Origin of the sequence: Variovorax sp. WDL1 (assembly GCF_001541225.1) — a bacterium.
In the GTDB taxonomy this organism is placed as follows: domain Bacteria; phylum Pseudomonadota; class Gammaproteobacteria; order Burkholderiales; family Burkholderiaceae_C; genus Variovorax.
The window spans coordinates 117,616-137,913 of record NZ_LMTS01000004.1; the positions used below are offsets into that span (position 1 = coordinate 117,616).

Annotated in this window: 23 protein-coding genes and 1 pseudogene; 9 read left to right on the forward strand and 15 right to left on the reverse strand. The window is 68.1% G+C overall.

Features of this window, described 5'->3' with window-relative positions:
- From APY03_RS43090 to APY03_RS00635, 5 genes and pseudogenes are all read right to left on the reverse strand, one after another.
- A pseudogene (locus APY03_RS43090) lies at nt 1-605 on the reverse strand (HpcH/HpaI aldolase/citrate lyase family protein); the annotation flags it as partial.
- Complete coding sequence (locus tag APY03_RS41105) at nt 598-747, reverse strand: hypothetical protein (RefSeq protein WP_232324121.1); 150 nt, start codon at nt 745-747, stop codon at nt 598-600. The pseudogene APY03_RS43090 and the gene APY03_RS41105, both read right to left, overlap by 8 nt.
- 10 nt (nt 748-757) lie before the next feature.
- Nucleotides 758-1,939, reverse strand: coding sequence for a CaiB/BaiF CoA transferase family protein (locus tag APY03_RS00625; RefSeq protein ID WP_068672913.1), 1,182 nt, complete (start codon nt 1,937-1,939; stop codon nt 758-760).
- Between the two features lie 12 nt (nt 1,940-1,951).
- Entirely contained in the window at nt 1,952-3,202 is a 1,251-nt protein-coding gene (locus APY03_RS00630; protein ID WP_068672914.1) for an acyl-CoA dehydrogenase family protein, read from the reverse strand.
- 6 nt (nt 3,203-3,208) lie between these two features.
- Nucleotides 3,209-4,099: an FAS1-like dehydratase domain-containing protein gene (locus APY03_RS00635; protein WP_068672916.1), complete on the reverse strand. Its 891-nt coding sequence runs from the start codon at nt 4,097-4,099 to the stop codon at nt 3,209-3,211.
- 135 nt (nt 4,100-4,234) lie between these two features.
- On the opposite strand from APY03_RS00635, the gene APY03_RS00640 reads away from it, so the two are divergent.
- Nucleotides 4,235-5,146 (forward strand): LysR substrate-binding domain-containing protein, encoded by a 912-nt coding sequence (locus tag APY03_RS00640; protein ID WP_068673081.1) that lies wholly within the window; start codon nt 4,235-4,237, stop codon nt 5,144-5,146.
- Between the two features lie 57 nt (nt 5,147-5,203).
- On the opposite strand, the gene APY03_RS00645 is transcribed toward APY03_RS00640, so the two are convergent.
- Entirely contained in the window at nt 5,204-6,382 is a 1,179-nt protein-coding gene (locus APY03_RS00645) for an acetyl-CoA C-acetyltransferase (protein ID WP_068672918.1), read from the reverse strand.
- A gap of 58 nt (nt 6,383-6,440) precedes the next feature.
- A complete protein-coding gene (phaC, locus tag APY03_RS00650; RefSeq protein WP_068672920.1) occupies nt 6,441-8,174 on the reverse strand; it encodes a class I poly(R)-hydroxyalkanoic acid synthase in 1,734 nt (577 codons plus the stop codon).
- Nucleotides 8,175-8,279: 105 nt separating this feature from the next.
- On the opposite strand from phaC, the gene APY03_RS00655 reads away from it, so the two are divergent.
- Complete coding sequence (locus APY03_RS00655) at nt 8,280-8,576, forward strand: hypothetical protein (RefSeq protein ID WP_068672922.1); 297 nt, start codon at nt 8,280-8,282, stop codon at nt 8,574-8,576.
- Here APY03_RS00655 and pgeF read toward each other — a convergent pair.
- Both pgeF and maiA read right to left on the reverse strand, forming a co-directional pair.
- Entirely contained in the window at nt 8,508-9,263 is a 756-nt protein-coding gene (gene pgeF / locus APY03_RS00660; protein ID WP_068672924.1) for a peptidoglycan editing factor PgeF, read from the reverse strand. The two genes, APY03_RS00655 and pgeF, sit on opposite strands and share 69 nt — an antisense overlap.
- A gap of 2 nt (nt 9,264-9,265) precedes the next feature.
- Entirely contained in the window at nt 9,266-9,904 is a 639-nt protein-coding gene (gene maiA / locus APY03_RS00665; RefSeq protein ID WP_068673083.1) for a maleylacetoacetate isomerase, read from the reverse strand.
- A gap of 106 nt (nt 9,905-10,010) precedes the next feature.
- On the opposite strand from maiA, the gene APY03_RS00670 reads away from it, so the two are divergent.
- The 4 genes from APY03_RS00670 (at nt 10,011) to APY03_RS00685 (ending at nt 12,385) form a co-directional block, all read left to right on the forward strand.
- Nucleotides 10,011-10,712: a fumarylacetoacetate hydrolase family protein gene (locus tag APY03_RS00670; RefSeq protein ID WP_068672926.1), complete on the forward strand. Its 702-nt coding sequence runs from the start codon at nt 10,011-10,013 to the stop codon at nt 10,710-10,712.
- A 23-nt stretch (nt 10,713-10,735) separates the two neighbouring features.
- Nucleotides 10,736-11,287: an NUDIX hydrolase gene (locus APY03_RS00675; protein WP_068672928.1), complete on the forward strand. Its 552-nt coding sequence runs from the start codon at nt 10,736-10,738 to the stop codon at nt 11,285-11,287.
- The gene (locus APY03_RS00680; protein WP_068672931.1) at nt 11,284-11,754 is read left to right on the forward strand and encodes a CreA family protein; all 471 of its coding nucleotides are present in this window, start codon (nt 11,284-11,286) and stop codon (nt 11,752-11,754) included. The genes APY03_RS00675 and APY03_RS00680 overlap by 4 nt, the downstream gene beginning before the upstream one ends.
- 109 nt (nt 11,755-11,863) lie before the next feature.
- Nucleotides 11,864-12,385 (forward strand): peptidoglycan DD-metalloendopeptidase family protein, encoded by a 522-nt coding sequence (locus APY03_RS00685; RefSeq protein WP_068672933.1) that lies wholly within the window; start codon nt 11,864-11,866, stop codon nt 12,383-12,385.
- A gap of 19 nt (nt 12,386-12,404) precedes the next feature.
- Here APY03_RS00685 and APY03_RS00690 read toward each other — a convergent pair whose 3' ends face one another.
- The gene (locus APY03_RS00690) at nt 12,405-13,946 is read right to left on the reverse strand and encodes a phospholipase D family protein (RefSeq protein ID WP_443082790.1); all 1,542 of its coding nucleotides are present in this window, start codon (nt 13,944-13,946) and stop codon (nt 12,405-12,407) included.
- A gap of 67 nt (nt 13,947-14,013) precedes the next feature.
- Nucleotides 14,014-14,451, reverse strand: coding sequence for a DUF1810 domain-containing protein (locus tag APY03_RS00695; protein WP_068672937.1), 438 nt, complete (start codon nt 14,449-14,451; stop codon nt 14,014-14,016).
- A gap of 126 nt (nt 14,452-14,577) precedes the next feature.
- Between APY03_RS00695 and APY03_RS00700 the strand changes: the two genes are divergently transcribed.
- Nucleotides 14,578-14,853 (forward strand): hypothetical protein, encoded by a 276-nt coding sequence (locus APY03_RS00700; protein WP_068672939.1) that lies wholly within the window; start codon nt 14,578-14,580, stop codon nt 14,851-14,853.
- 133 nt (nt 14,854-14,986) lie between these two features.
- Here the strand turns inward: APY03_RS00700 and APY03_RS00705 are convergent, their stop codons facing one another.
- From APY03_RS00705 to APY03_RS00720, 4 genes are all read right to left on the reverse strand, one after another.
- Nucleotides 14,987-15,352 carry a hypothetical protein gene (locus tag APY03_RS00705; protein WP_068672941.1) on the reverse strand — a complete coding sequence of 122 codons (366 nt, stop codon included), beginning with the start codon at nt 15,350-15,352 and terminating at the stop codon, nt 14,987-14,989.
- Nucleotides 15,353-15,473: 121 nt separating this feature from the next.
- The gene (locus APY03_RS00710; RefSeq protein WP_068672943.1) at nt 15,474-15,677 is read right to left on the reverse strand and encodes a hypothetical protein; all 204 of its coding nucleotides are present in this window, start codon (nt 15,675-15,677) and stop codon (nt 15,474-15,476) included.
- A gap of 142 nt (nt 15,678-15,819) precedes the next feature.
- Complete coding sequence (locus tag APY03_RS00715) at nt 15,820-16,638, reverse strand: enoyl-CoA hydratase/isomerase family protein (RefSeq protein WP_068672945.1); 819 nt, start codon at nt 16,636-16,638, stop codon at nt 15,820-15,822.
- Between the two features lie 298 nt (nt 16,639-16,936).
- Nucleotides 16,937-17,671 (reverse strand): GntR family transcriptional regulator, encoded by a 735-nt coding sequence (locus APY03_RS00720; RefSeq protein WP_068672947.1) that lies wholly within the window; start codon nt 17,669-17,671, stop codon nt 16,937-16,939.
- A 257-nt stretch (nt 17,672-17,928) separates the two neighbouring features.
- On the opposite strand from APY03_RS00720, the gene APY03_RS00725 reads away from it, so the two are divergent.
- Nucleotides 17,929-19,251 (forward strand): aromatic ring-hydroxylating dioxygenase subunit alpha, encoded by a 1,323-nt coding sequence (locus APY03_RS00725; RefSeq protein ID WP_068672948.1) that lies wholly within the window; start codon nt 17,929-17,931, stop codon nt 19,249-19,251.
- Nucleotides 19,252-19,261: 10 nt separating this feature from the next.
- Nucleotides 19,262-20,298 (forward strand): glutamine synthetase (locus APY03_RS00730; protein WP_232324111.1); only part of this gene is annotated, 1,037 nt, incomplete at its 3' end.

Consider the following 20,298-nt stretch of genomic DNA (forward strand, 5'->3'; position numbering starts at 1 on the left):
TGCACGTCGCGCCAGTCCGGCGTCACGCCGTCGATCGGGGAGGCGATGCCCGCGCGGCGCGAAGCCAGCACCAGCGCGAGCCGCACCGGGACCAGTTCGGCCTCGTCGGCCTCGCAGGCCAAACCGAGGTCGGCCTGGAAATCGAGATGGCCGAAGGCCAGGCGCAGCACCTGCGGGGCGGCGGCAAGCTCGTCCAGCGCTGCGAAGCCTGCGGCCGATTCGATCAGCGGGACCAGCACGACCTGCGATCCGACGGCCGCTGCAAGCCGCCAGAGCTGTTCGGAGCGCTCGGCCTTGGGCAACACCACACCCGCCAGCCCCTGCCGCGCCAGGCACTCGAGGAGTGCCACGTCCTCGTCGTGCCATGGCGTGCCGTGCGCAGTCACGCGCACGAGCAAGCGGCCGCGTTCGGCGGCGCTGAGCGCCGCATGCGCCTCGGCCAAGGCATCGCGCGCCGCGGCCTTGCGATCGGGGGCCACGGCATCCTCCAGGTCGACGATCACCGCGCCGGCGCCCGAGCCCAGGGCGCGCGCGTAGCGATCGGGCCGATCGGCCGGCACGAACAGGAAAGTGCGCGCCAAGGCCAGCGCGCTGGGCTCACTCATGACGCACGCTCCAGCGCCCGGCGATGGCAGACCCGAACCCGTCGACCAGCAAGTCCATGGCACGGCGCACGACCGGCGCCGGAATATCGCCGAAGCGAAGGCCTGCGGCAAAGCGCGCGAGCGTTTCGGTGCGTGAGGTCAAGAGGGTCATTTCAGATCGCCGCCGCCGCACGCAGCGCCTGGATGTCAGCCTCGCTGCGTCCGAGCGAGCGCAGGATGGATTCGGTATGTGCGCCGACCGCGGGAATCGGATCCATGCGGTAGTCGAAGGCGCTCTGCCGCCCCGGCGGCAGCAAGGCCGGGATGGCACCTGCCGGCGACTCGACTTCGCGCCAGCACCCGCGCGCCTTTAATTGCGGGTGCGCCCAGAGCCCCGCCATGTCGTTCATCCGCGCATTCGCGATGTGCGCCGCGTCCAGGCGCTCGAGCACCTGCGCCGTGTCTAGCGCGGCGAAGCTCTCGAGGATGATGGCTTGCAGCGCTTCGCGGTTGGCATTGCGCCTGGCAGTCGCGTCGAAGCGCGGATCGGCCGCAAGCTGCGGCTGCAGCAGCACGTGCTCGCAGAACTGCTTCCATTCGCGTTCGTTCTGCAGGCCCAGCATGACGGTGCCGCCGTCGCCCGTCGCGAAGGGACCGTAAGGGTAGATGGTCGCGTGCGAGGCCGCGCTGCGCGGGGGCGGCGGCGCGCCCTCGTAGGCGTAATACATCGGGTAGCCCATCCACTCGGCCAGCGACTCCAGCATCGACACGTCGATGTGCGAGCCCGTGCCTGTCTTGCCCCGCTGGAGCAGGGCCGCGAGGATGCCGGTGTAGGCGTACATGCCGGCCGCGATGTCGGCGATCGAGTTGCCCGACTTGCAGGGCGCCTCCGCAGTGCCGGTGACCGACAGGAAGCCGGCCTCGCTCTGGATCAGCAGGTCGTAGGCTTTCTTGTCGCGGTAGGGTCCATCCTCGCCGTAGCCCGAGATGTCGCACACGATCAGCGCGGGATGCTTCGCCATCAGCGCCGTGGCGCCCAGTCCCATGCGCGCGGCGGCGCCCGGCGCGAGGTTCTGCACCAGCACGTCTGCCCCGGCGACCAGCTCCTGCAGCACAGCGTGCGCTGCCTCCTGCTTGAGATCCAGCGCGAGGCTTTCCTTCGACCGGTTGACCCACACGAAGTGCGAGGCCTCACCGCCCACGCGCTGATCGTAGGCGCGGGCGAAGTCGCCGCCGCCCGGGCGCTCCACCTTGATCACACGGGCGCCGAGATCCGCCAGTTGGCGGGTGCAGAAAGGCGCGGCGATCGCGTGTTCCAGCGAAACGACGGTAATGCCGTCCAGCGGTCGTGTCATTGGCGCAGCCCTTCAGAACGAACGCGGCAGGCCCAGCAGGTGCTCGGCCACGTAGGAATAGATGAGGTTCGTCGAGATCGGAGCCACCTGGTAGAGCCGCGTCTCGCGGAACTTGCGCTCCACGTCGTATTCGCAGGCGAAGCCGAAGCCGCCATGGGTCTGCAGGCAGGTGTTGGCCGCCTCCCACGAGGCCTTGGCCGCCAGGTACTTGGCCATGTTGGCCTCCGCGCCACAAGGCTGGCCGGCATCGAACAGCGCGCAGGCCTTGAAGCGCATGAGGTTGGCCGCTTCCGTCTCGATGTAGTCGGCAGCGATCGGGAACTGGATGCCCTGGTTCTGGCCGATGGCGCGGCCGAACACCTGCCGGTCGCTTGCATAGCGGCGCGCGCGCTCGATGAACCACCACGCATCCCCAATGCATTCGGCCGCGATCAGCGTGCGCTCGGCGTTCAGGCCGTCGAGGATGTACTTGAAGCCCTTGCCCTCTTCGCCGATCAGGTTCTCAGCAGGGATCTCGAGGTTGTCGAAGAAGACCTCGTTGGTCTCGTGATTGACCATGTTGAGAATCGGGCGCACGACCATGGCCCCCACGCTCGGCACTGGCATGTCCTCGCTGCCCCCCGGGGGGGCTTTCGCGCCTTGGGGCGGCCCGGCGGCGCTCATCCCATTGCCGATCGCCTGCTTCAGGTCCACGATGAAGATCGACATGCCTTCCGACTTCTTCTTCACCTCCGCGAGCGGCGTGGTGCGCGCCAGCAGGATCATCAGGTCGGAGTGCTGGATGCGCGAGATCCAGACCTTCTGCCCGTTGACCACGTAGCGGTCGCCCTTCTTCACCGCGGTGGTCTTGAGCTGCGTCGTGTCGGTGCCGGTGGTGGGCTCGGTCACGGCCATGGTCTGCAGGCGCAATTCGCCCGTGGCGATCTTCGGCAGGTACTGGCGCTTCTGCGCCTCGCTGCCGTGCCGCAGCAGCGTGCCCATGTTGTACATCTGGCCATGGCAGGAGCCGGCGTTGCCACCCGAGAAATTGACTTCTTCCATGATCACCGAGGCCTCGGACAGGCCCAGGCCGGAGCCGCCGTAGTCGGCGGGGATCAGCGCGGCCAGCCAACCGGCTTGCGTCAGCGCATTCACGAAGGCCTCGGGGTAGCCGCGCTCATGGTCGACCTTCTGCCAGTAGGCGGAGTCGAAGCGGCCGCAGAGGTCGCGCAGGGCCTCCCTCATTTCCTGATGCGCGTCGGGGGTGGGGATCTGGGTCTTCATGGTGGTTCAGGCAAGCGTGGCGCTGGCTTGCATCGCAAGCCAGCCATCGGCGTCTTCGGCCCACAGGCTGAAGCGCTTGTCAGCCTCGGGCCGGCCGTGAAAGCGCAGCCGCGTGCCATCGAAGACGGGGCGCAGCGCGCGGAACTCGAAGCGCGCGAGCGAAGCACCGGGCCTCTCGCGCCGCAGCAGGTCGACCAGCAGCGTGGCGATCAGCGGGCCGTGCACGATGAGGCCCGGATAGCCCTCGACCTCGGTCACGTAGCGGCGGTCATAGTGGATGCGATGGCCGTTGAAGGTCAGCGCCGAATAGCGGAACAGCAGCACGTCGTCGGGCATGAGCTCGCGGCTGAAGGCGGAATCCTTCGGCGCCGGCACGGGTGTGGCCGGCGCCTCTCCAGGCGTCGGCGCGGCGCGGTACACGATGTCGTGCTCCTCGGTCAGCGCCAGGCCGCGCGCATTGCTTACCTCGTGCCGCACCAGCACGAAGACCAGCTCGCCGCTGCGTCCGGTCTTGTGCGAGACCGAGGCGATGGTCGAGGTGCGCTCCACCGCATCGCCCACCACCAAAGTATTGCCCGCCTCCCAGCTCAGGCGACCGCCGGCCCACATGCGGCGCGGCAGCGGCACCGGCGGAAGGAAGCCGCCGCGCTTCGCATGACCGTCCGGGCCGATCTCGGACTGCCGGTGGTGCGGCAGGAAGTAGAGCCAGTGCCAGAGCTCGGGCAGCCGCGTGCCCGATGCCGGCGCGGGGTCTTCGCGGTCCAGCGTGGCCGAGAGCGCGCGCACCGGAGCGGCCGTGATCTCGTCAGCCAGCGCTTCGCTTCGGCCTTGCCACGCCTGCAGCCCGGCCAATGCCTGGGCCCCGATCGCGGGGGAAGGGTTCGTGGGCTGAGTCATGTCCTTGGGTGTCTCCGATGCAAGCGGCGCTCTTGCCGCGCCCTGCCTTGCATGGTGGCCACGAGCAAGCTTGCGCGCAATCTTCGATTTCGAGACCGAGCCTTCGGATTTCGCGAAGGCTTGCTAGGATGGCGCATGCATTTCGACCTGACCGATCTGCGCCTCTTCGTCGCGGCGGCCGAACTCGGCAGCCTCACGCGCGCAGCCGAGCGCCAGCACCTGTCGCTGGCCGCGGCGAGCGCCCGCATCAAGGCGCTGGAGGCGCAGTCGGGCCTGGCGCTGCTGGCGCGCGAGGCGCGCGGCGTGCGCCTGCTGCCGCCGGGCGAGGCCTTCCTGCACCACGCTCGCCTGGTGCTGCACCAGGCGAGCCAGCTCGGAGCCGAGCTCAAGGAGTACGGCGGCGGCCTGCGCGGGCATCTGCGGGTGTTCGCCAACACCACGGCGGTGAGCGACTTCCTTCCAGAGATCCTGCCCAGCTTCCTGGCGCGCCATCCGCGCATCAACATCGACCTTCAGGAAAAACCGAACGCACAGATCCCGCACGGCGTGCTCGATGGCCGTGCCGACATCGGCATCGTCGCCGGCCGCATCGACACGCTGGGCCTGGAGGCGATCCACTTCAGCACCGACCGGCTGGTGCTCGTCACCTCGCGCAAGCACCGGTTCGCTCGTCGCCGCCGCATCGCCTTTGCCGAGACGCTGGACGAAGACGCCGTCGGCATGCAGGCCGGCAGCACGCTGCATGCGTTCCTGGCGCAGATCACCGAAAGCCTCGGCAAGAGCCAGAAGCTGCGCATCCAGCTCGGGGGTTTCGACGCCATGTGCCGCATGATCGGCAGCGGCGTCGGCATCGGCGTGGTGCCGGAATCCGCCGCGCGCCGCAACCTCGAAAGCATGAAGCTGGCGCTGATCGAGCTCAGCGACCCATGGTGCGTGCGCGAGCGCTACCTGCTGGTGCGCGACCGCGCAGCCCTGCCCACCTATGCGCAAGCGCTGGTCGACACGCTGTGCGCGCACTACGCGGAGCAAGGGGTGCGCTCGGGGTGAGGGGAAAAAAAAGCGCCGCGTATCAACGCGGCGCTTCCACGAACACAGCAGGACGTCTCAGCGCTCGATGGTGAGTGCAACCCCCATGCCGCCGCCGATGCACAGCGAGGCAATGCCCTTCTTCGCGTTCTGGCGCTGCATCTCGTGCAGCAGCGTCACCAGGATGCGGCAGCCGGAGGCGCCGATCGGATGCCCGATCGCGATGGCGCCGCCATTCACGTTGACCTTGTTGACGTCCCAGCCCATCTCGCGGTTGACGGCACATGCCTGTGCGGCGAATGCCTCGTTGATCTCGAGCACGTCGAGGTCCTGGGGCTTCCAGCCGGCGCGCTGCAGCGCCTTCTGCGAGGCCGGCACCGGGCCCATGCCCATGAAGGCGGGGTCGAGGCCGGTGCTGGCGTAGCTGGCGATGCGGCCCAGGGGCTTGAGGCCCAGCGCAGCCGCCTTCTTGGCGGTCATCACCATCACGGCGGCGGCGCCGTCATTGAGGCCGGAGGCATTGCCCGCGGTCACGCCGCCAGCCTTGTCGAAGGCGGGGCGCAGGCCGGCCAGGCCTTCGGCGCTGGTCTTGCGATTGATGAACTCGTCCTGGGCGAACACGACCGGGTCGCCCTTCTTCTGCGGAATGTTGACGGCGACGATCTCGTCCTTGAACTTGCCGGCGTCCTGCGCGGCCGCGGCCTTGGTCTGGCTGGCGAGCGCGAGCTCGTCCTGCGCGGCGCGGCTGATGTCGTACTTCTTGGCCACGTTCTCGGCCGTGATGCCCATGTGGTACTGGTTGTACACGTCCCACAGGCCGTCGACGATCATCGAGTCGACCAGCTTCCAGTCGCCCATGCGCTGGCCGTTGCGCGAGTTGGGCAGCACGTGCGGCGCAAGGCTCATGCTCTCCTGCCCGCCGGCCACGACGATCTCGCTGTCGCCGGTGGCAACGGCCTGCGCGGCCAGCATCACCGCCTTCAGGCCCGAGCCGCACACCGCGTTGATGGTGAGCGCCGGCGTCTCCTTGGCGACGCCGCTCTTCAGCAGCGCCTGGCGCGCCGGGTTCTGGCCGCTGCCCGCGGTGAGCACCTGGCCCATGATGACCTCGCCGATCTGGTCGGGGCCGACCTTGGCGCGCTCAAGCACTTCCCTGATCACGATCGAGCCGAGCTCCGTGGCCGAGATGTTGGCCAGCGATCCGCCGAACTTGCCCACGGCCGTGCGTACGGCCGAAACGATGACGATGTCTTCCATGGTGTGTGCTCTCCGAGGCTGCGATTGAAAAAAAGGAAAGTGGGAACGAACAACGAAGTCAGGCTCGCGCCTTGACGTAGCGACCCGGCGCCGGCTCGATCGCCTTGTAGGCGTTGCCCTTGCCGTAGGACTTGGGAGCAGGGATCTGCTTGCCCGAGTGGGTCTTGAGCCAGTTGGACCAGTCGGTCCACCAGCTGCCGGGATGCTCTGCGGCACCGGCCAGCCATTCGGCCTGGGTCTTCGGCAGCTTGCCGTCGGCACGAATCCAGTGGCTGCGCTTCTTCTTGACCGGGGGGTTGATCACGCCAGCGATGTGGCCCGAGGCCCCCATGACGAAGCGCTTCTTGCCCTTGAGCAGCTGCGTCGACGCGTAGGCGCCGCCGATGGGCACGATGTGGTCCTCGCGCGAGCCGTAGATGTACACCGGCGCCTCGATGCGGCCCAGGTCGACCTGCTCGCCCGCCACGGTCAGCGCGCCGGGCTGGGCCAGCTTGTTCTCGTGGTAAGTGTTGCGCAGGTACCAGCAGTACCAGGGCCCGGGGAGGTTGGTGGCGTCGCTGTTCCAGTAGAGCAGGTCGAAGGGCGGCGGTGTCTCGCCCTTCAGGTAGTTGCCCACCACGTAGTTCCACACCAGGTCGTTGGGCCGCAGGAAGCTGAAGGTGGAGGCCAGCTCGCTGCCGGGCAGCAGGCCGCCCGAGGCCATCTGCATCTCGCGGAAGCGCACGAAGGCCTCGTCGATGAAGATGTCGAGGATGCCGGTGTCGGTGAAGTCGAGCAGCGTGGTGAGCAGCGTGACCGACGACGCGGGCTGCTCGCCGCGCGCCGCCAGCACCGCCAGCGCGGTCGACAGGATGGTGCCGCCGACGCAGAAGCCCAATGTGTCGATCTGCCCGCCCTTCTTGTCCTGGCCGCTGATCTCGCGGGTCACCTGGATCGCCTTGATGGCGGCGTTCTCGATGTAGTCGTCCCAGGTAGCGTTGCCCATGGAGGCATCGGGATTGCGCCAGCTCACCACGAACACGCGATGGCCCTGCTCCACCGCGTAGCGGATCAGCGAGTTCTCGGGCTGCAGGTCGAGGATGTAGAACTTGTTGATGCAGGGCGGCACGAGCAGCAACGGCCGCTCGTAGACCTTGGCCGTCAGCGGCTTGTATTCGAGCAGCTGGAACAGCTCGTTCTCGAAGACCACCGCGCCCTCGGTGGTGCCGACGTTGCGGCCGACCTCGAAGGCGCTCTCGTCGGTCATGCTCAGGTGGCCCTGCTGGACGTCCTTCAGCAGGTTCTGGATGCCCTTGGCGATGCTCTCGCCCTGGGTCTCGAGCGCCCTCTTCTGGGCCTCGGCGTTGAAGGCGAGATAGTTGCTGGGTGCCGAGGCCGCCACCCACTGCTCGACAGCGAAGCGCAGGCGGGCCCGGGTCTTGGCGTCGGCTTCGACAGCTTCGGCCATGCCGAGCAGCGTGCGGGTGTTGAGGAGGTAGACCGCCGCCGAGAACGCCGCCACCGGATTGCTGCCCCAGGCCTCGGCCGCGAAGCGCCGGTCGCCGCGGGCGCGTGCCGCCATGTCCTGGCGCCACAGCTCGGTGGCCTCCTCGATGTACTGCTTCTGCAGCTCGTGGAGTCTCGGGGCGGAGAAGGTGAACCGGGGCATTTCCCGCGGATCCCAGGGCGCCTCGGCCTGCCCCCCCTTGCCCAGCGCCTGGAATGACTCGAGGGCTTTCTCCCAACCCTGCACCAGCGCCTGCTGGAACGGCGCGAAAGTGGACTCGGCCGCGGCCTGTTGTTCTTGTCTCATGTCGTCTCCTGGTTCCTCACCTTGTCGTATCGGCTTTTGAGTATGCTGCATCCGGCAGGGCCCGGAAAGCAAAAGCCCGCCTCACCTTCCTGAAAAACCTCTCCCATGCATCTCGTCGTCATCGCCTGGCTCTATGTCGCCCTGATGATGGCGGTGGCGGAAGCCACCAACACCACGGGCACAGTGCTCGGTGCGGTCTTCACCTTTCTACTCTATGGCTTGGCGCCGGTGGCACTGGTGGTTTACCTGATGGGCGCACCGGCGCGCCGCAAAGCGATCCGCGCGCGCGAGGCGGCCGAGCGCGAGGCCGCCATGCAGGCGGCCGCCCCGCCATCAGTCGCGCCAGATGCAGGCGGCGAACCGGCCGCTGATGCGGTCCCGCCGGTGCGAGAAAAAAAGTAACGGGTTGTTCACCGTGCACCAGGGTGCGCTGCCGTCGTTGCCGTAGAGCTGCGTGACGCCTGCCGCCTGCAGGCGCTGCCGTGCCAGGCCCGCGAGGTCCGCGAGCCACTTGCCGGACGCTGCGGCGGGCTTGAAGCACTGCCTGGCCTGCGGCGCGGCCGCTTCGAAGGCCGTGCGGACTTCGTCGCCGACCTCGAAGGCCCCGGGCCCGATGCAGGGGCCGAGCCAGGCCATGAGCTCGTTCGGCCCGGCTTCGGCTGCGAAGGCGCCGACGGCCTCCTCCAGCACGCCTGCCGCCAGGCCGCGCCAGCCCGCATGCGCGGCGGCCACGCGGCGGCCGCGGCCGTCGGTGATGAGCACGGGCAGGCAGTCGGCGACCATGATCGTGCAGGCGATGCCGCCGGCGGTGGCGGTGCAGGCATCCGCTGCGGTGCCGTCCGGCGTCCGGCCATCCAGCGCCAGCACCCGGGTCCCATGCACCTGCTGCAGGAAGACCGGGCGCGCGCCGATCGCATCGCGCAGCCGCGCCCGGTTGGTGGCCACGTCGGCCGGTGCGTCGCCCACGTGGTCGCCGAGGTTGAGGCTGCGATATGCCCCCCCGGAGACGCCGCCTTCGCGCGTGGTGCACAGCGCGTGCACGCCGGGCGGCGCGGGCCAGTCGGGCACCAGCGCCTCGGCGGGCCCCATGCTCAGGGCTCCGCGTCGGGGCAGCGCGACGGCTGGGCGCGCTGGAACGCGTCGAGCTGCATGCAGGCCTCGAACGCCGCCATGGTGCGTGGCAGCCCGCTGAAGTCGCAGTCGAAGCGCTGGCCGTTGAAGACCTGCGGCACCAGGCAGCAGTCTGCCAGCGTGGGCGTGTCGCCCCAGCAGTAGAGGCTCGCAGGGTGCTGCGCCAGCTGGCGCTCGAAGGCCACCATGCCCTCGCGCACCCAGTGGCGGTACCAGGCGTTCTTGGCGTCGTCACCGATCTTGAGATCGCGCACCAGGTACTTGAGCACGCGCAGGTTGTTCAGCGGATGGATCTCGCAGGCGATCGACTGAGCCAGGGCCCGCACATGCGCCCGGCCGACGGGGTCGTGCGGCAGCAGTGCGGGTTCGGGATGGATCTCGTCCAGGTACTCGATGATCGCCATCGACTGCGTGAAGCGCTCGCCATCGTCTTCCAGCAGCGGCACCAGCATGTCGGGCGAGATGGCCGAGAAGGGCCCCGTCTTGTGCTCGCCGCGGGCGATGTGCACCGCGAGGTAGTCGTAGTCCAGGCCCTTGAGGTTGAGCGCGATGCGCACCCGGAACGAAGCAGACGAGCGGAAGTAGTTGTAGAGCTTCATCATGGGCCAGAGCATAGCGCCGGCGCTACCGTCATGGACCACGGCCGGCGACGGCTTCCGCCCTCTGGCAAACTGCCGCTTTCGCTTGAAAAGGACTTTTCCCGCCATGGCTTCCGAATACGTCTTCACTCCGCCGGCGACGGTGTCCCTGCCGGTGGTCGGCCAGGCTGCCCGCTTCCCCGTGCACCGCATCTACTGCGTCGGCCGCAACTACGAAGAGCACGCCAAGGAAATGGGCTTTACCGGCCGCGAGCCGCCCTTCTTCTTCATGAAGCCGGCCGATGCCCTGGTCGTCGTCGAGGCGGACAAGACCGGCACCATGGCCTATCCCACGTTGACCAAGAACCTGCACCACGAGATCGAGCTGGTCGCGGCCATCGGCACCGGCGGCAAGAACATCAAGGCGGCCGATGCCATGAAGCACATCTTCGGCTACGCCGTGGGCCTGGACATGACGCGCCGCGACCTGCAGGGCGACATGAAGAAGCAGGGCCGCCCCTGGGACATCGGCAAGAGCTTCGAGCAGAGCGCGCCCACCGGGCCGATCGTGCCGGCGGCCCAGGCCGGCGACATCGAGCACGCCGAGATCTCCCTGCAGGTCAACGGCCAGGACCGCCAGCGCAGCAACGTGAGCAAGCTGATATGGAACATGGCCGAGACCATCGAGCACCTCTCTGCCGCCTGGGAGCTGCAGCCCGGCGACCTGATCTTCACCGGCACGCCCGAGGGCGTGGCGGCGGTGGTGGCCGGAGACACCCTGGTCGGCCAGGTCGCGGGCCTGCCCACGCTCACGGTCAAGGTGGTCTGAAACAATCCGCCGGTCCACACCCGATGCTCCTGCGCGTCCCTATCAAGCATTGCAAGAACTGCGGCACGGCGGTGGTGTACCGCATCCCCGACGACGGCGACACGCGCGAGCGCGCCATCTGCCCGGCCTGCCACACGGTGCACTACGAGAACCCGCTCAACGTGGTGGGCACCATCCCCGTGCTGGGCGAACGCGTGCTGCTGTGCAAGCGCAACATCGAGCCGCGCTGGGGCAAGTGGACGCTCCCGGCCGGCTTCATGGAACTCAACGAGACGACCGCCCAGGGCGCCGCGCGCGAGACCGACGAGGAGGCCGGCGCCGAGTACGAGATGGAAGGCCTGTTCGCGGTGATCAGCGTGGTGCGGGTGGGCCAGGTGCACCTGTTCTACCGGGCTCGGCTTCTCAGCGACAAGTTCGACCCCGGGCACGAGACCATCGAGGCCCGCCTCTTCACCGAGGAAGAGATCCCCTGGGACGAGATCGCCTTTCGCACCGTGCGGGAAGCACTCACCCATTACTTCGAAGACCGCCGGCGCGGCAGCTTCGACCGCGTCCATCAACTGGACATCGTATGAAGCTCCTTCGCGCACCGCTGTGCTGCGCCCTGCTGCTGGCTGCACAGGCGCAGGCCGAGCAGATCGGCGAGGTCGACACCGCCTTCAAGCTGATCGGCCCCGATCACAAGATCGTGGTCGAGGCCTACGACGACCCCAAGGTCAGCGGCGTGACCTGCTATGTCTCGCGCGCCAGGACCGGCGGCATCTCCGGCGCCTTCGGCCTGGCCGAGGACAAGGCCGAGGCCTCGATCGCCTGCCGCCAGGTCGGACCCGTGCGCGTGACCCAGCCGCTGCCCAAGCGCGAGGAGGTGTACAGCGAGCGGCTTTCCATCCTCTTCAAGCGCCTGCGCGTGGTGCGCATGGTCGATGGCCCGCGCAACACGCTGGTCTACCTGACCTACTCCGATCGCCTGGTCGAAGGCTCGCCGAAGAACAGCATCACCGCGGTGCCCATCGACCGCGCGATGCCGATCCCCCTGAAATAGAGGGCGACGCCTGCGTGCGCCGCCGTGCCCGGGCAGGTCGCCCCAGAAAACGCCCCGGTCCTACGCGCCCGCGGGAACCAGCGCGGCAGAATGCGTTCGAAAAAACGCCATGCAAACCAACACCCATGTTCTCCGCGCCGGCCTCATGGCCGCGGCGGTCGCCAGCCTGGTGGCCTGCAGCACCACGCCCCTGCCGCCCCAGCGCCCGCTTCCCGCTCCTCCCGGAGCTGCCGTCAGGCCGCCGCCGCCCCCGCCGGCACCGGCTGCGTTCATCCGGCCGGCCGCCGGGGCCACGCTGTCGCGCTTCGACGGAAGGGCCAACAAGGGACTGGACATCGCGGGCAGCCTGGGCGACCCGATCCTCGCCGTGGCCGACGGCCGCGTCGTCTATGTCGGCGGCGAGCTGCGCGGCTACGGCAACATGGTGATCGTGAAGCACAACGACACCTTCCTCAGCGCCTACGCGCACGCCCAGCAGATCCTGGTGAAGGAGAAGGACGTCGTGCGCCAGGGCCAGAAGATCGCCGAGATGGGCAGCAGCGGCGCCGACCGCGTCAAGCTGCACTTCGAGCTGCGCAAGCAGGGTGTCGCGGTGGACCCCGAGCCCTACCTCAGCGGCCAGCTGCGCTGAGCGCAACGACTGCGGTCGGCTACAGCAGGCTCTCCGGTACCAGCGGGGCAAGCAGCTCCAGCTTCAGGCGCGAGCCGAAATCGGTCTCGGGCTCCTCGTGGTGCACGACATCGGGCCCGCCGTCCTCCGAGGGGCTCATCCATTCGATGTTGCCGCTCGGCCCCAGTCGCACGCGGTAGGCCGCATCCATGGCGATGAAGCCGATCAGGCTGGTGAGCTGCGCCGCGATCTGCGGGCTGTGGATGAACAGGCCCAGCTCCGTGTTGTGCAGGTCCGAGCGCGGGTCGAAATTGAGCGAGCCGATGAACACCACCTTGCCGTCGACCACCGCAGACTTGCCGTCCAGCCGCCCGCTGGCCGAGCCGAAGATGCCGAAGCGCCGCGTGCGCTCGACACGCTTGGGGCTGAGCTCGTAGAGCTCCACGCCCAGGCGCACCAGCTCGGGCCGGTAGCGGCGGTAGCCCACGTGCACCAGCGACTCGTCGGTGGCGGCCAGCGAGTTGGTCACGAGCGTGAAGCGCACGCCCCGCTCGCGCAGCTGGCGCACGGACTCCATGCCGCCGCGCCCCGGGATCAGGTAGGGCGTGGTCACCAGTGCATCGCGCCTGGCGGCACGGACGTGGCGCCGGACGTTGAAGAGCACTCCCTCGGGCGCATCGGCCGTCACGCGCGGGCGCTCCTCGAGCGGGCCCAGCGCCTTGTGCGGCGCGTCGGCGTAGGCCTCGGCGCGCGCCCAGACCAGCGACAGCGCGCCCGCGTCAAGGTCCTCGGCAAGCGCCTGGTAGCCCAGCAGATCGCGCTCGATCGGCGTCTGCGGGGCCCACATCGCGGCGTCCCAGGTCATCTCCTCGAAGCGCTGACGCCGCTGCGCCGGCGTGCCCTCCGCCTGAGCGATCGACTCGATCGGATACACGTAGGGACTGTTCCAGTACGTGTCGAACAGCGAAGACAGCCGCGGCACCACCGCGCCCGCCACCAGGGTGTCGATGTCGATGAAGTTCGCCCCGGCGTCGCGCATGAAGTATTCGTTGGCGATGTTGCGCCCGCCCACCACCGCCATCGCGTTGTCGGCGACGAAGAGCTTGTTGTGCATGCGGCGATGGATGCGGTCGATGTCGAGCAGCGAGGCTGCCAGCCGCGTGATCAGCCGGCCGCGCCCGGCCGGGAAGGGATTGAAGAGGCGCACCTCCACGTTCGGATGGGCCGCCAGGCTCGCCAGCAGCGCGTCGGCCCCGGCGGTGTAGAGGTCGTCGATCAGCACGCGCACGCGCACGCCGCGCTCGGCCGCGTCGCGCAGCGTGCGCAGCAGGTAGCGGCCAGTCTCGTCGTTCTGCACCAGGTAGTACTGCACGTCGATGCTGCGCTGCGCGCGCCGCACCAGTTCGAGGCGCGCGTGCATCGAAAACGCCGGCAAAGGCAGCAGCCGGAAGCCGCTTTGCTGCGCATCCGGCGCACCGGCCACGGCAAGGCGTCCGAGCGCCGTGTTCGCCGTGTCGGCGAACGCATGCGACGGCGGACGCTCCGTCTCCTTCGGCAGGCCCGCGCAGCCGGCCAGCAGCATGGCGAGCGCCAGCGCAACGAACCGGCTCACTCCCCTGCCCCAGGCACTGCCGGGATGCTTCGCGCTGTCAGCCTCCATCGCCGCCTTCGATCCGGGCCAGCGTCTGGCCATCGCGCCGGCTGCCGAAGTACTTGTGCAGGCAGTCGCGAAACACCGGCTCCGACGGATCGGCCGCATCGAACAGGGTCATGCACGACCAGAACTTGAGGTCGTCCGGCGCGCCGAAGATTTCGTGGATGTCGCGGCCCTCTACAGCCAGCACCAGCGCGCCGCATTCGCGCAGCCGCGGCCCCAGCAGCGGGTGCGCCAGGTAGGCGCGCGCCTCGGCCAGCGAGGCGATTGAATAGCGTTGCGCCATCGCGCTGCGGCCCAGGCCGGCCAGTTGCGGGAACACGAACCACATCCAGTGGCTGCGCTTGCGGCCGCCGCGCAGTTCGCCGCGTACCGCGTCGATCACCGGCTCCTGCGCATCGACGAAGCGCTGCAATTCGAAGGCATCGTTCATGGGTGGAAAGCCTCTCTGTAGGTGCCGTCTTTCTCCAGGTGGCGAAGTATGCCGCGCCACGCCGAGCACACGGCGCCGTCAAATCTGCACGCAACAAAAAAAGAGAGGCTCTCCCAGAGAACGACAATGAACTGCGAAGCGATCCACTGCGTCGACACCAAGACCGTCCGGTTTGCCATCTACCCCGACGGACTCGACGGACCCCGCATCATGGCCCATGTCTCCGAGGCCGCCCTCCGCGACCTGTGCGAAGACCCGGAGTCTGACTCAGACCTGACCCTCACCTGCGAGGCCCACTTCCCGTGTATCGAGGCCAAGGCGCTGGAGCGCTACCGCGCCGCGCCGGCGGTGCCCATCCTTCTGGAGCCCGCAGACCTCATGGCCTGCGCCCTGGTGCACTGATCCGTTGCCCCGAAGCGCGCGCATGCGCATGCGCCTTCGCCCCCGGATGGGTCCTGCCGCGCCGCCCGGCGGGCGCCTTCAGGGCAACGTGAATGTCGCGGTAGAACTCGGCGAGGTTGCCCGCGACGTCCGGCTATGACGTCTGTTCGCGCCTTCGCCCTTGCCCGATCTTCCTGAGGCGCCCGACCACCTCCTCGAGCTTCAAGGGCGGCTGCTCGATCGTGGGAACATCGGCAGCCCTCAGCGGACGCACCACCTGGAAGCCCCAGACGAGCGGCTCTGTCTCGCTGCCCTGTGCAGGCGTGTACGCCCGGCCTTCGCCGTCGACCATGATCTCCACATCCTGGATGTACTGCGTCGAGCCGTCGGCAAGATCGACGTAGGGCTCGAGCAGCATGTCCGGTCCGCTGTCGAGCAGCTTGCTTACGACCCTTTGACCGTTGCACACAGTGACGTCAGCCGCCTGCAGTGCATGAAACAAGGTAGTCCTGAAACTCATGGACGTATTGTCCCAGCAGTTGGCGATAGCCGCCCTCGTGGTCAGGCTGCCCGATCCTGCCAGACCAGGTGCAGTAGTTTCAGCCCCGAAGATGCGGCTATTGCCGCTGAGCGCGATCGGCTCATCCTTTTGGCGTGCGAGTCGACATCTGGGCCGCAAGCCCCATCCACTCCTTGTGGAGGACATCGATCTGGCCGAGCTTTCGCTCCATTGCCTCGACATCCAGGGGTCCTCCCGCCATGACGGCATCCATCATGTCGCGGTGTTCATCCGATGCACGCTTCCAGGCGTCGTAGCACTCTCGGAACTTGTCTGGTGTTGGCATTGCGTTTCTCCTGCCCGGATGTGGGCTTCGGCCATGGCATGAACTCCACAAGTCTCCAACAAGTTATGCCGCCGGGGCCTTCAGGTCTGTAGGAGCCGATCGCTCCTTTTTCTCTCTGGTTCATTTCGGTTTCGGTTTGGTTTCAGTCCGGCCGGCGGGAAGCGAAATCCGGCGCGCGCTTCTCGACGAAGGCGCTCACGCCCTCGCGCCCCTGCGCGGACACGGCGCAGCGCAGCAAGGCCTCGCGCTCCAGTTCGAGGTGCGTGCGCAAGTCGTGGTCGAAGGCGCTGTCGCACAGGGCCTTGATGCCGCCCAGCGAGGCGGTCGCACCCTGCGCGAGCTCACAGGCCAGCGCCGTGGCCGCCGGCAGCAGCTCGTCGGCGCCGTGCAGCTCGTCGACCAGGCCCCAGCGCAGGCAGTCGTCGGCCGACACTGGGCGGTTGGTCATCAGGATGTGCTTGGCACGCGCCGCGCCCGCACGGCGCGCCAGGTAGTACGAAGCCCCGAGGTCAGGGCTCAGTCCGATGGCCGAGTACCCGCCGCGCAGCTTCATGGCCGGCGAGGCCAGCACGAGATCGGCGCACAGCGCGAGCGAGATGCCCGCGCCGCCGAGCGGCCCCTGCACCGCACTGACGACCGGCACCGGCAGCGTCGCCAGCGCGTGGATCGCGGGGTGCAGCCCGTCGAGCATGGCGCGCACCAGCTGGTCGAGGTCGTGGCGGCGCTCGACGAACTCGCGGATGTCGCCGCCGGCGCAGAACTGCTTGCCGCGCGACGAGATCAGCACGGCGCGTACCTCGGTGCCGGCACCGCGACGCGCCTGCCCGATCGCCTCGACCAGCGCGTGGCCGCAGGCGGAGTCGAGGGCATTGGCGGCCTCAGGCCGGTTCAGGACGATATGGCCCACGCCGCTTTCGACGCGCCATTGGACGACGTTCTCCTCGCGATTCTGTTCATTCATGTCAGATCCCCTTTCTTTCGCGGCCTGCCCCGTAGGGCGCCCGCAGCTGGGTGTTGAGGAAACGCGCTGCACGCGCGCGTCGGCACGGCGCCGCGGGAGCGGGCACTCCATCATGTAGCAGTAGCCGCCGAAAAGCTGCAGGCACTCGTCGCCGGGTTGCAGGTGTCGGCTGGGGCGGGAGGCGTGCAGCTCTCGAGTTGCTCCCGCAGCCTGGCTCGTCAGGTCCAGTGATGCCGGCTCGAAGGCCACCAACTTCCGCATGCGCGGCGGTGCTGGAGCCGCCGCCCGCCTATGCCGCCTACCCGCGGCGGTTTACAGCGACCAGCCGCATGCCCGGCATCACTTCGGCAGCCAGCTCCGGCCGCTCCAGGGCGTAGTCCAGATTCATGCGGGCAATCTCCACGTGCTCCTCGCCCAGCGCCTGCGCGCGTGAACCCTGGCCACGCTCGATCGCCTGCACCAGCGCATGGTGTTGGCGGTGCGCCTGCTGCATCCATTGCTGGCCCTCCTGCATCGAGGACTGCATCGGCAGCATCGCGCTGGGCGAGGCAAAGGGTTGTCCGACGAGCGTGTCCATGATCCGCCTGAGCGTCGAATTGCCGCAGCCTTCGATGATCAGGCGGTGGAAGTTGTCGTTCATTTCGACATAGGCCGCGTAGTCGTCCAGTTCCATCTGCGGCTTGTTGACGGCCTTGTCACCGGCATCGAGACATTCGTGCAGCTCGCGCAGCAACTGGCGTTGCGCTCCCTCCTCAGCCAGCAATCGGGCCGCGAAGCCTTCGATCACGCCGCGCACACGGATCGCATCGGCGATCTCCTGCGAGGTAAAGCGCCGCATCTGGTAGCCGCCGGCCGGCGAAGGCTCGATCAGGCCTTCGTGCTCCAGGCTGCCAAGCGCCAGGCGCACGGGCGTGCGCGAGGCGTTCAACTTGTCCGCCAGCGGGATCTCCGCCAGACGCTCCCCAGGGACGAATTCGCCCTTGAGGATCATGTCTCGCAGCTGGACCAGTACACGGGATTGTTGGGAGTCCATAGGGCGTTGCATGCAGTTGAGTCCTTGAATTGTACGGCGATGGTGCACCGCCGCACTCAATGGATGCATTTCTTGTCATAGCTGCATACATCTGGGGCGAGCTCGCGATGAATACGGTGCTCAACGACCCATTTAATGAGTGTTTACCCTTTGTTCTGTTCATTTTTTGAAGGAAAATGATTGACGCTCATCAACAAACTGTCAAACAATGCATCCCATTGCATGCAACGCCGTACAGCCAACCTGAGGAGTCCCCCATGATCAGTGCCGAGAAGAATGACCAAATGACCCGCGTCGGGCTGGACCAGCCGGCCGGAAAGCTGCTGCGGCGCTACTGGCAGCCTGTGGCCCTCGCGGAAGAGTTGAGCGGCCCCCGCCCGCTGAAGCCCGTGAAGCTCATGGACCAGGACTTCGTGCTGTTCCGCGACCCCCAGGGCAAACTCGGCATGCTCGACCGCGACTGCCCTCACCGCGGCGCCGACCTCGCCTTCGGCCGGCTCGAAAGCGGCGGACTGCGCTGCGCCTTCCACGGCTGGCTGTTCGACGCCAGCGGCAGGTGCCTGGAGACCCCGGCCGAACCGGCCGGCAGCAAGCTGTGCACACGCATTCAGCAGTCGGCGTATCCGGTCGTCGAGAAGAGCGGCATCGTGTTCGCGTACATCGGCGAGGGCGAGCCGCCCGCCTTTCCCGAATTCGACTGCTTCGTCGCGCCGGAAAGCCACACCTTCGCCTTCAAGGGCCTGTGGGAATGCAACTGGCTGCAGGCGCTGGAAGTGGGCATCGACCCCGCGCACGCCTCCTTCCTGCACCGCTTCTTCGAGGACGAAGACACTTCCGAGAGCTACGGCAAGCAGTTCCGCGGCGCATCGGCGGATTCCCAGATGGCAATCACCCAGGTGCTGCGCGAATACGACTCTCCCGAGATCCGCATCGCGCAGGCGCCCTACGGCATGCAGCTCACCACGCTGCGCAAGCTGTCGCAAGAGCAGACCCACGTGCGCGTGACCAACGTCGTCTTCCCGCAGGCCTTCGTCATCCCGATGAGCAGCGAGATGACGATTTCCCAATGGCATGTGCCGGTGGACGACACGCACTGCTACTGGTACGCCATCTTCACCAGCTTCACCGGCCCGGTCGACAAGCAGCAGATGCGCGACCAGCGCCTCGGCACCATCGAGCTGCCCGCATACACCTCGCGCAAGAACAAGGGCAACAACTACGGCTACAACGCGGAAGAACAGCAGACCCAGACCTACACCGGCATGGGCATGGACATCAACGTGCACGACCAGTGGGCCTGCGAGTCGATGGGCCCGATCCAGAACCGCACCCGCGAGCACCTCGGCACCACCGACAAGGGCATCGTCGCGTACCGCCGCATGCTGCTGGAGGCGATCGACAGCATGCTGGCCGGCGAGGCAACGCCCATGCGGCCCGATGCCGCGCAGGCCAGCGCACTGACCGGCCCGCCCTCCATCGACGGGGTGGCCGCGAATGCCCAGGTCGACGACTACTGCCACGACGCGGACCTCGCGCGGCGGCGCCGCTCCGACTGGGCCTGCGCGCGCCTGGCAGCCTGAGCACGACGCCATGGAAAGCTTTGTCGAACGTTTCGGACTGTGGTCGGCGCAACAGCGCGCGCAGGCAGACGAGGTCGCGGCCCGCCTGGAGGCTGGCGAGGTCGACGTGGTCCGCTTCGCCTGGCCCGATCAGCACGGCCTGCTGCGCGGCAAGACGCTGGTGGCCGCCGCCGCGAAGGGAACGCTGCGCGACGGTGTGAACTTGACCTCCACCCTCCTGGCCAAGGACACCTCGCATCGCACGGTGTTCCCCGTTTTCTCGGCCGGCGGCGGCTTCGACAGCCCCGGCATGCAGGGCGGCGCAGACTTCACGGTCGTCGCCGACCCGGCGACCTTCCGCGTGCTGCCGTGGGCGCCGCGCACGGGCTGGATCCTGTGCGACGCCTACACCTCGGACGGCAGCCCCTGCGCCTTCGGCACGCGCCAGATCCTGCAGCGTGCCATCGCCGGGCTCGATGCGCTGGGCCTCGAATTCGTGGCCGGCCTCGAGGTCGAGTTCCACGTCTTCAAGCTCGACGACCCCAGCCTCGAGCTCGCGCACGCCGGCCAGCCCGGCGAGCCGCCCCGCGTGTCGCTGCTCACCCAAGGCCACCAGTACCTGACTGAGCTGCGCTACGACCGCGTGGAATCGCTCATGGAGCTGCTGCGTGCAAACCTGGTGGCGCTGGGTCTGCCCCTGCACTCCCTGGAGATCGAGTTCGGCCCCAGCCAGTTCGAACTGGTGTTCGGCCCCACGGTGGGCCTGGTGCCGGCCGACACGATGGTCCTGCTGCGCAGCGCCATCAAGCAGATCTGCCAGCGCCACGGCTACCACGCCACCTTCATGTGCCGGCCGCGCATTCCGAACGTGATGTCCAGCGGCTGGCACCTTCACCAGTCGCTGCGGCGCCGATCCGACGGGCGCAACGCCTTCATGCCCGACCGGGAAGGCCAGGCACTGAGCGACATCGGACTGCATTACCTGGCGGGCCTCAAGGCGCACGCCCGTGGCGCTGCCGCGCTGGCGAGCCCCACCATCAACGGCTACCGCCGCTACCGCCCCTTCTC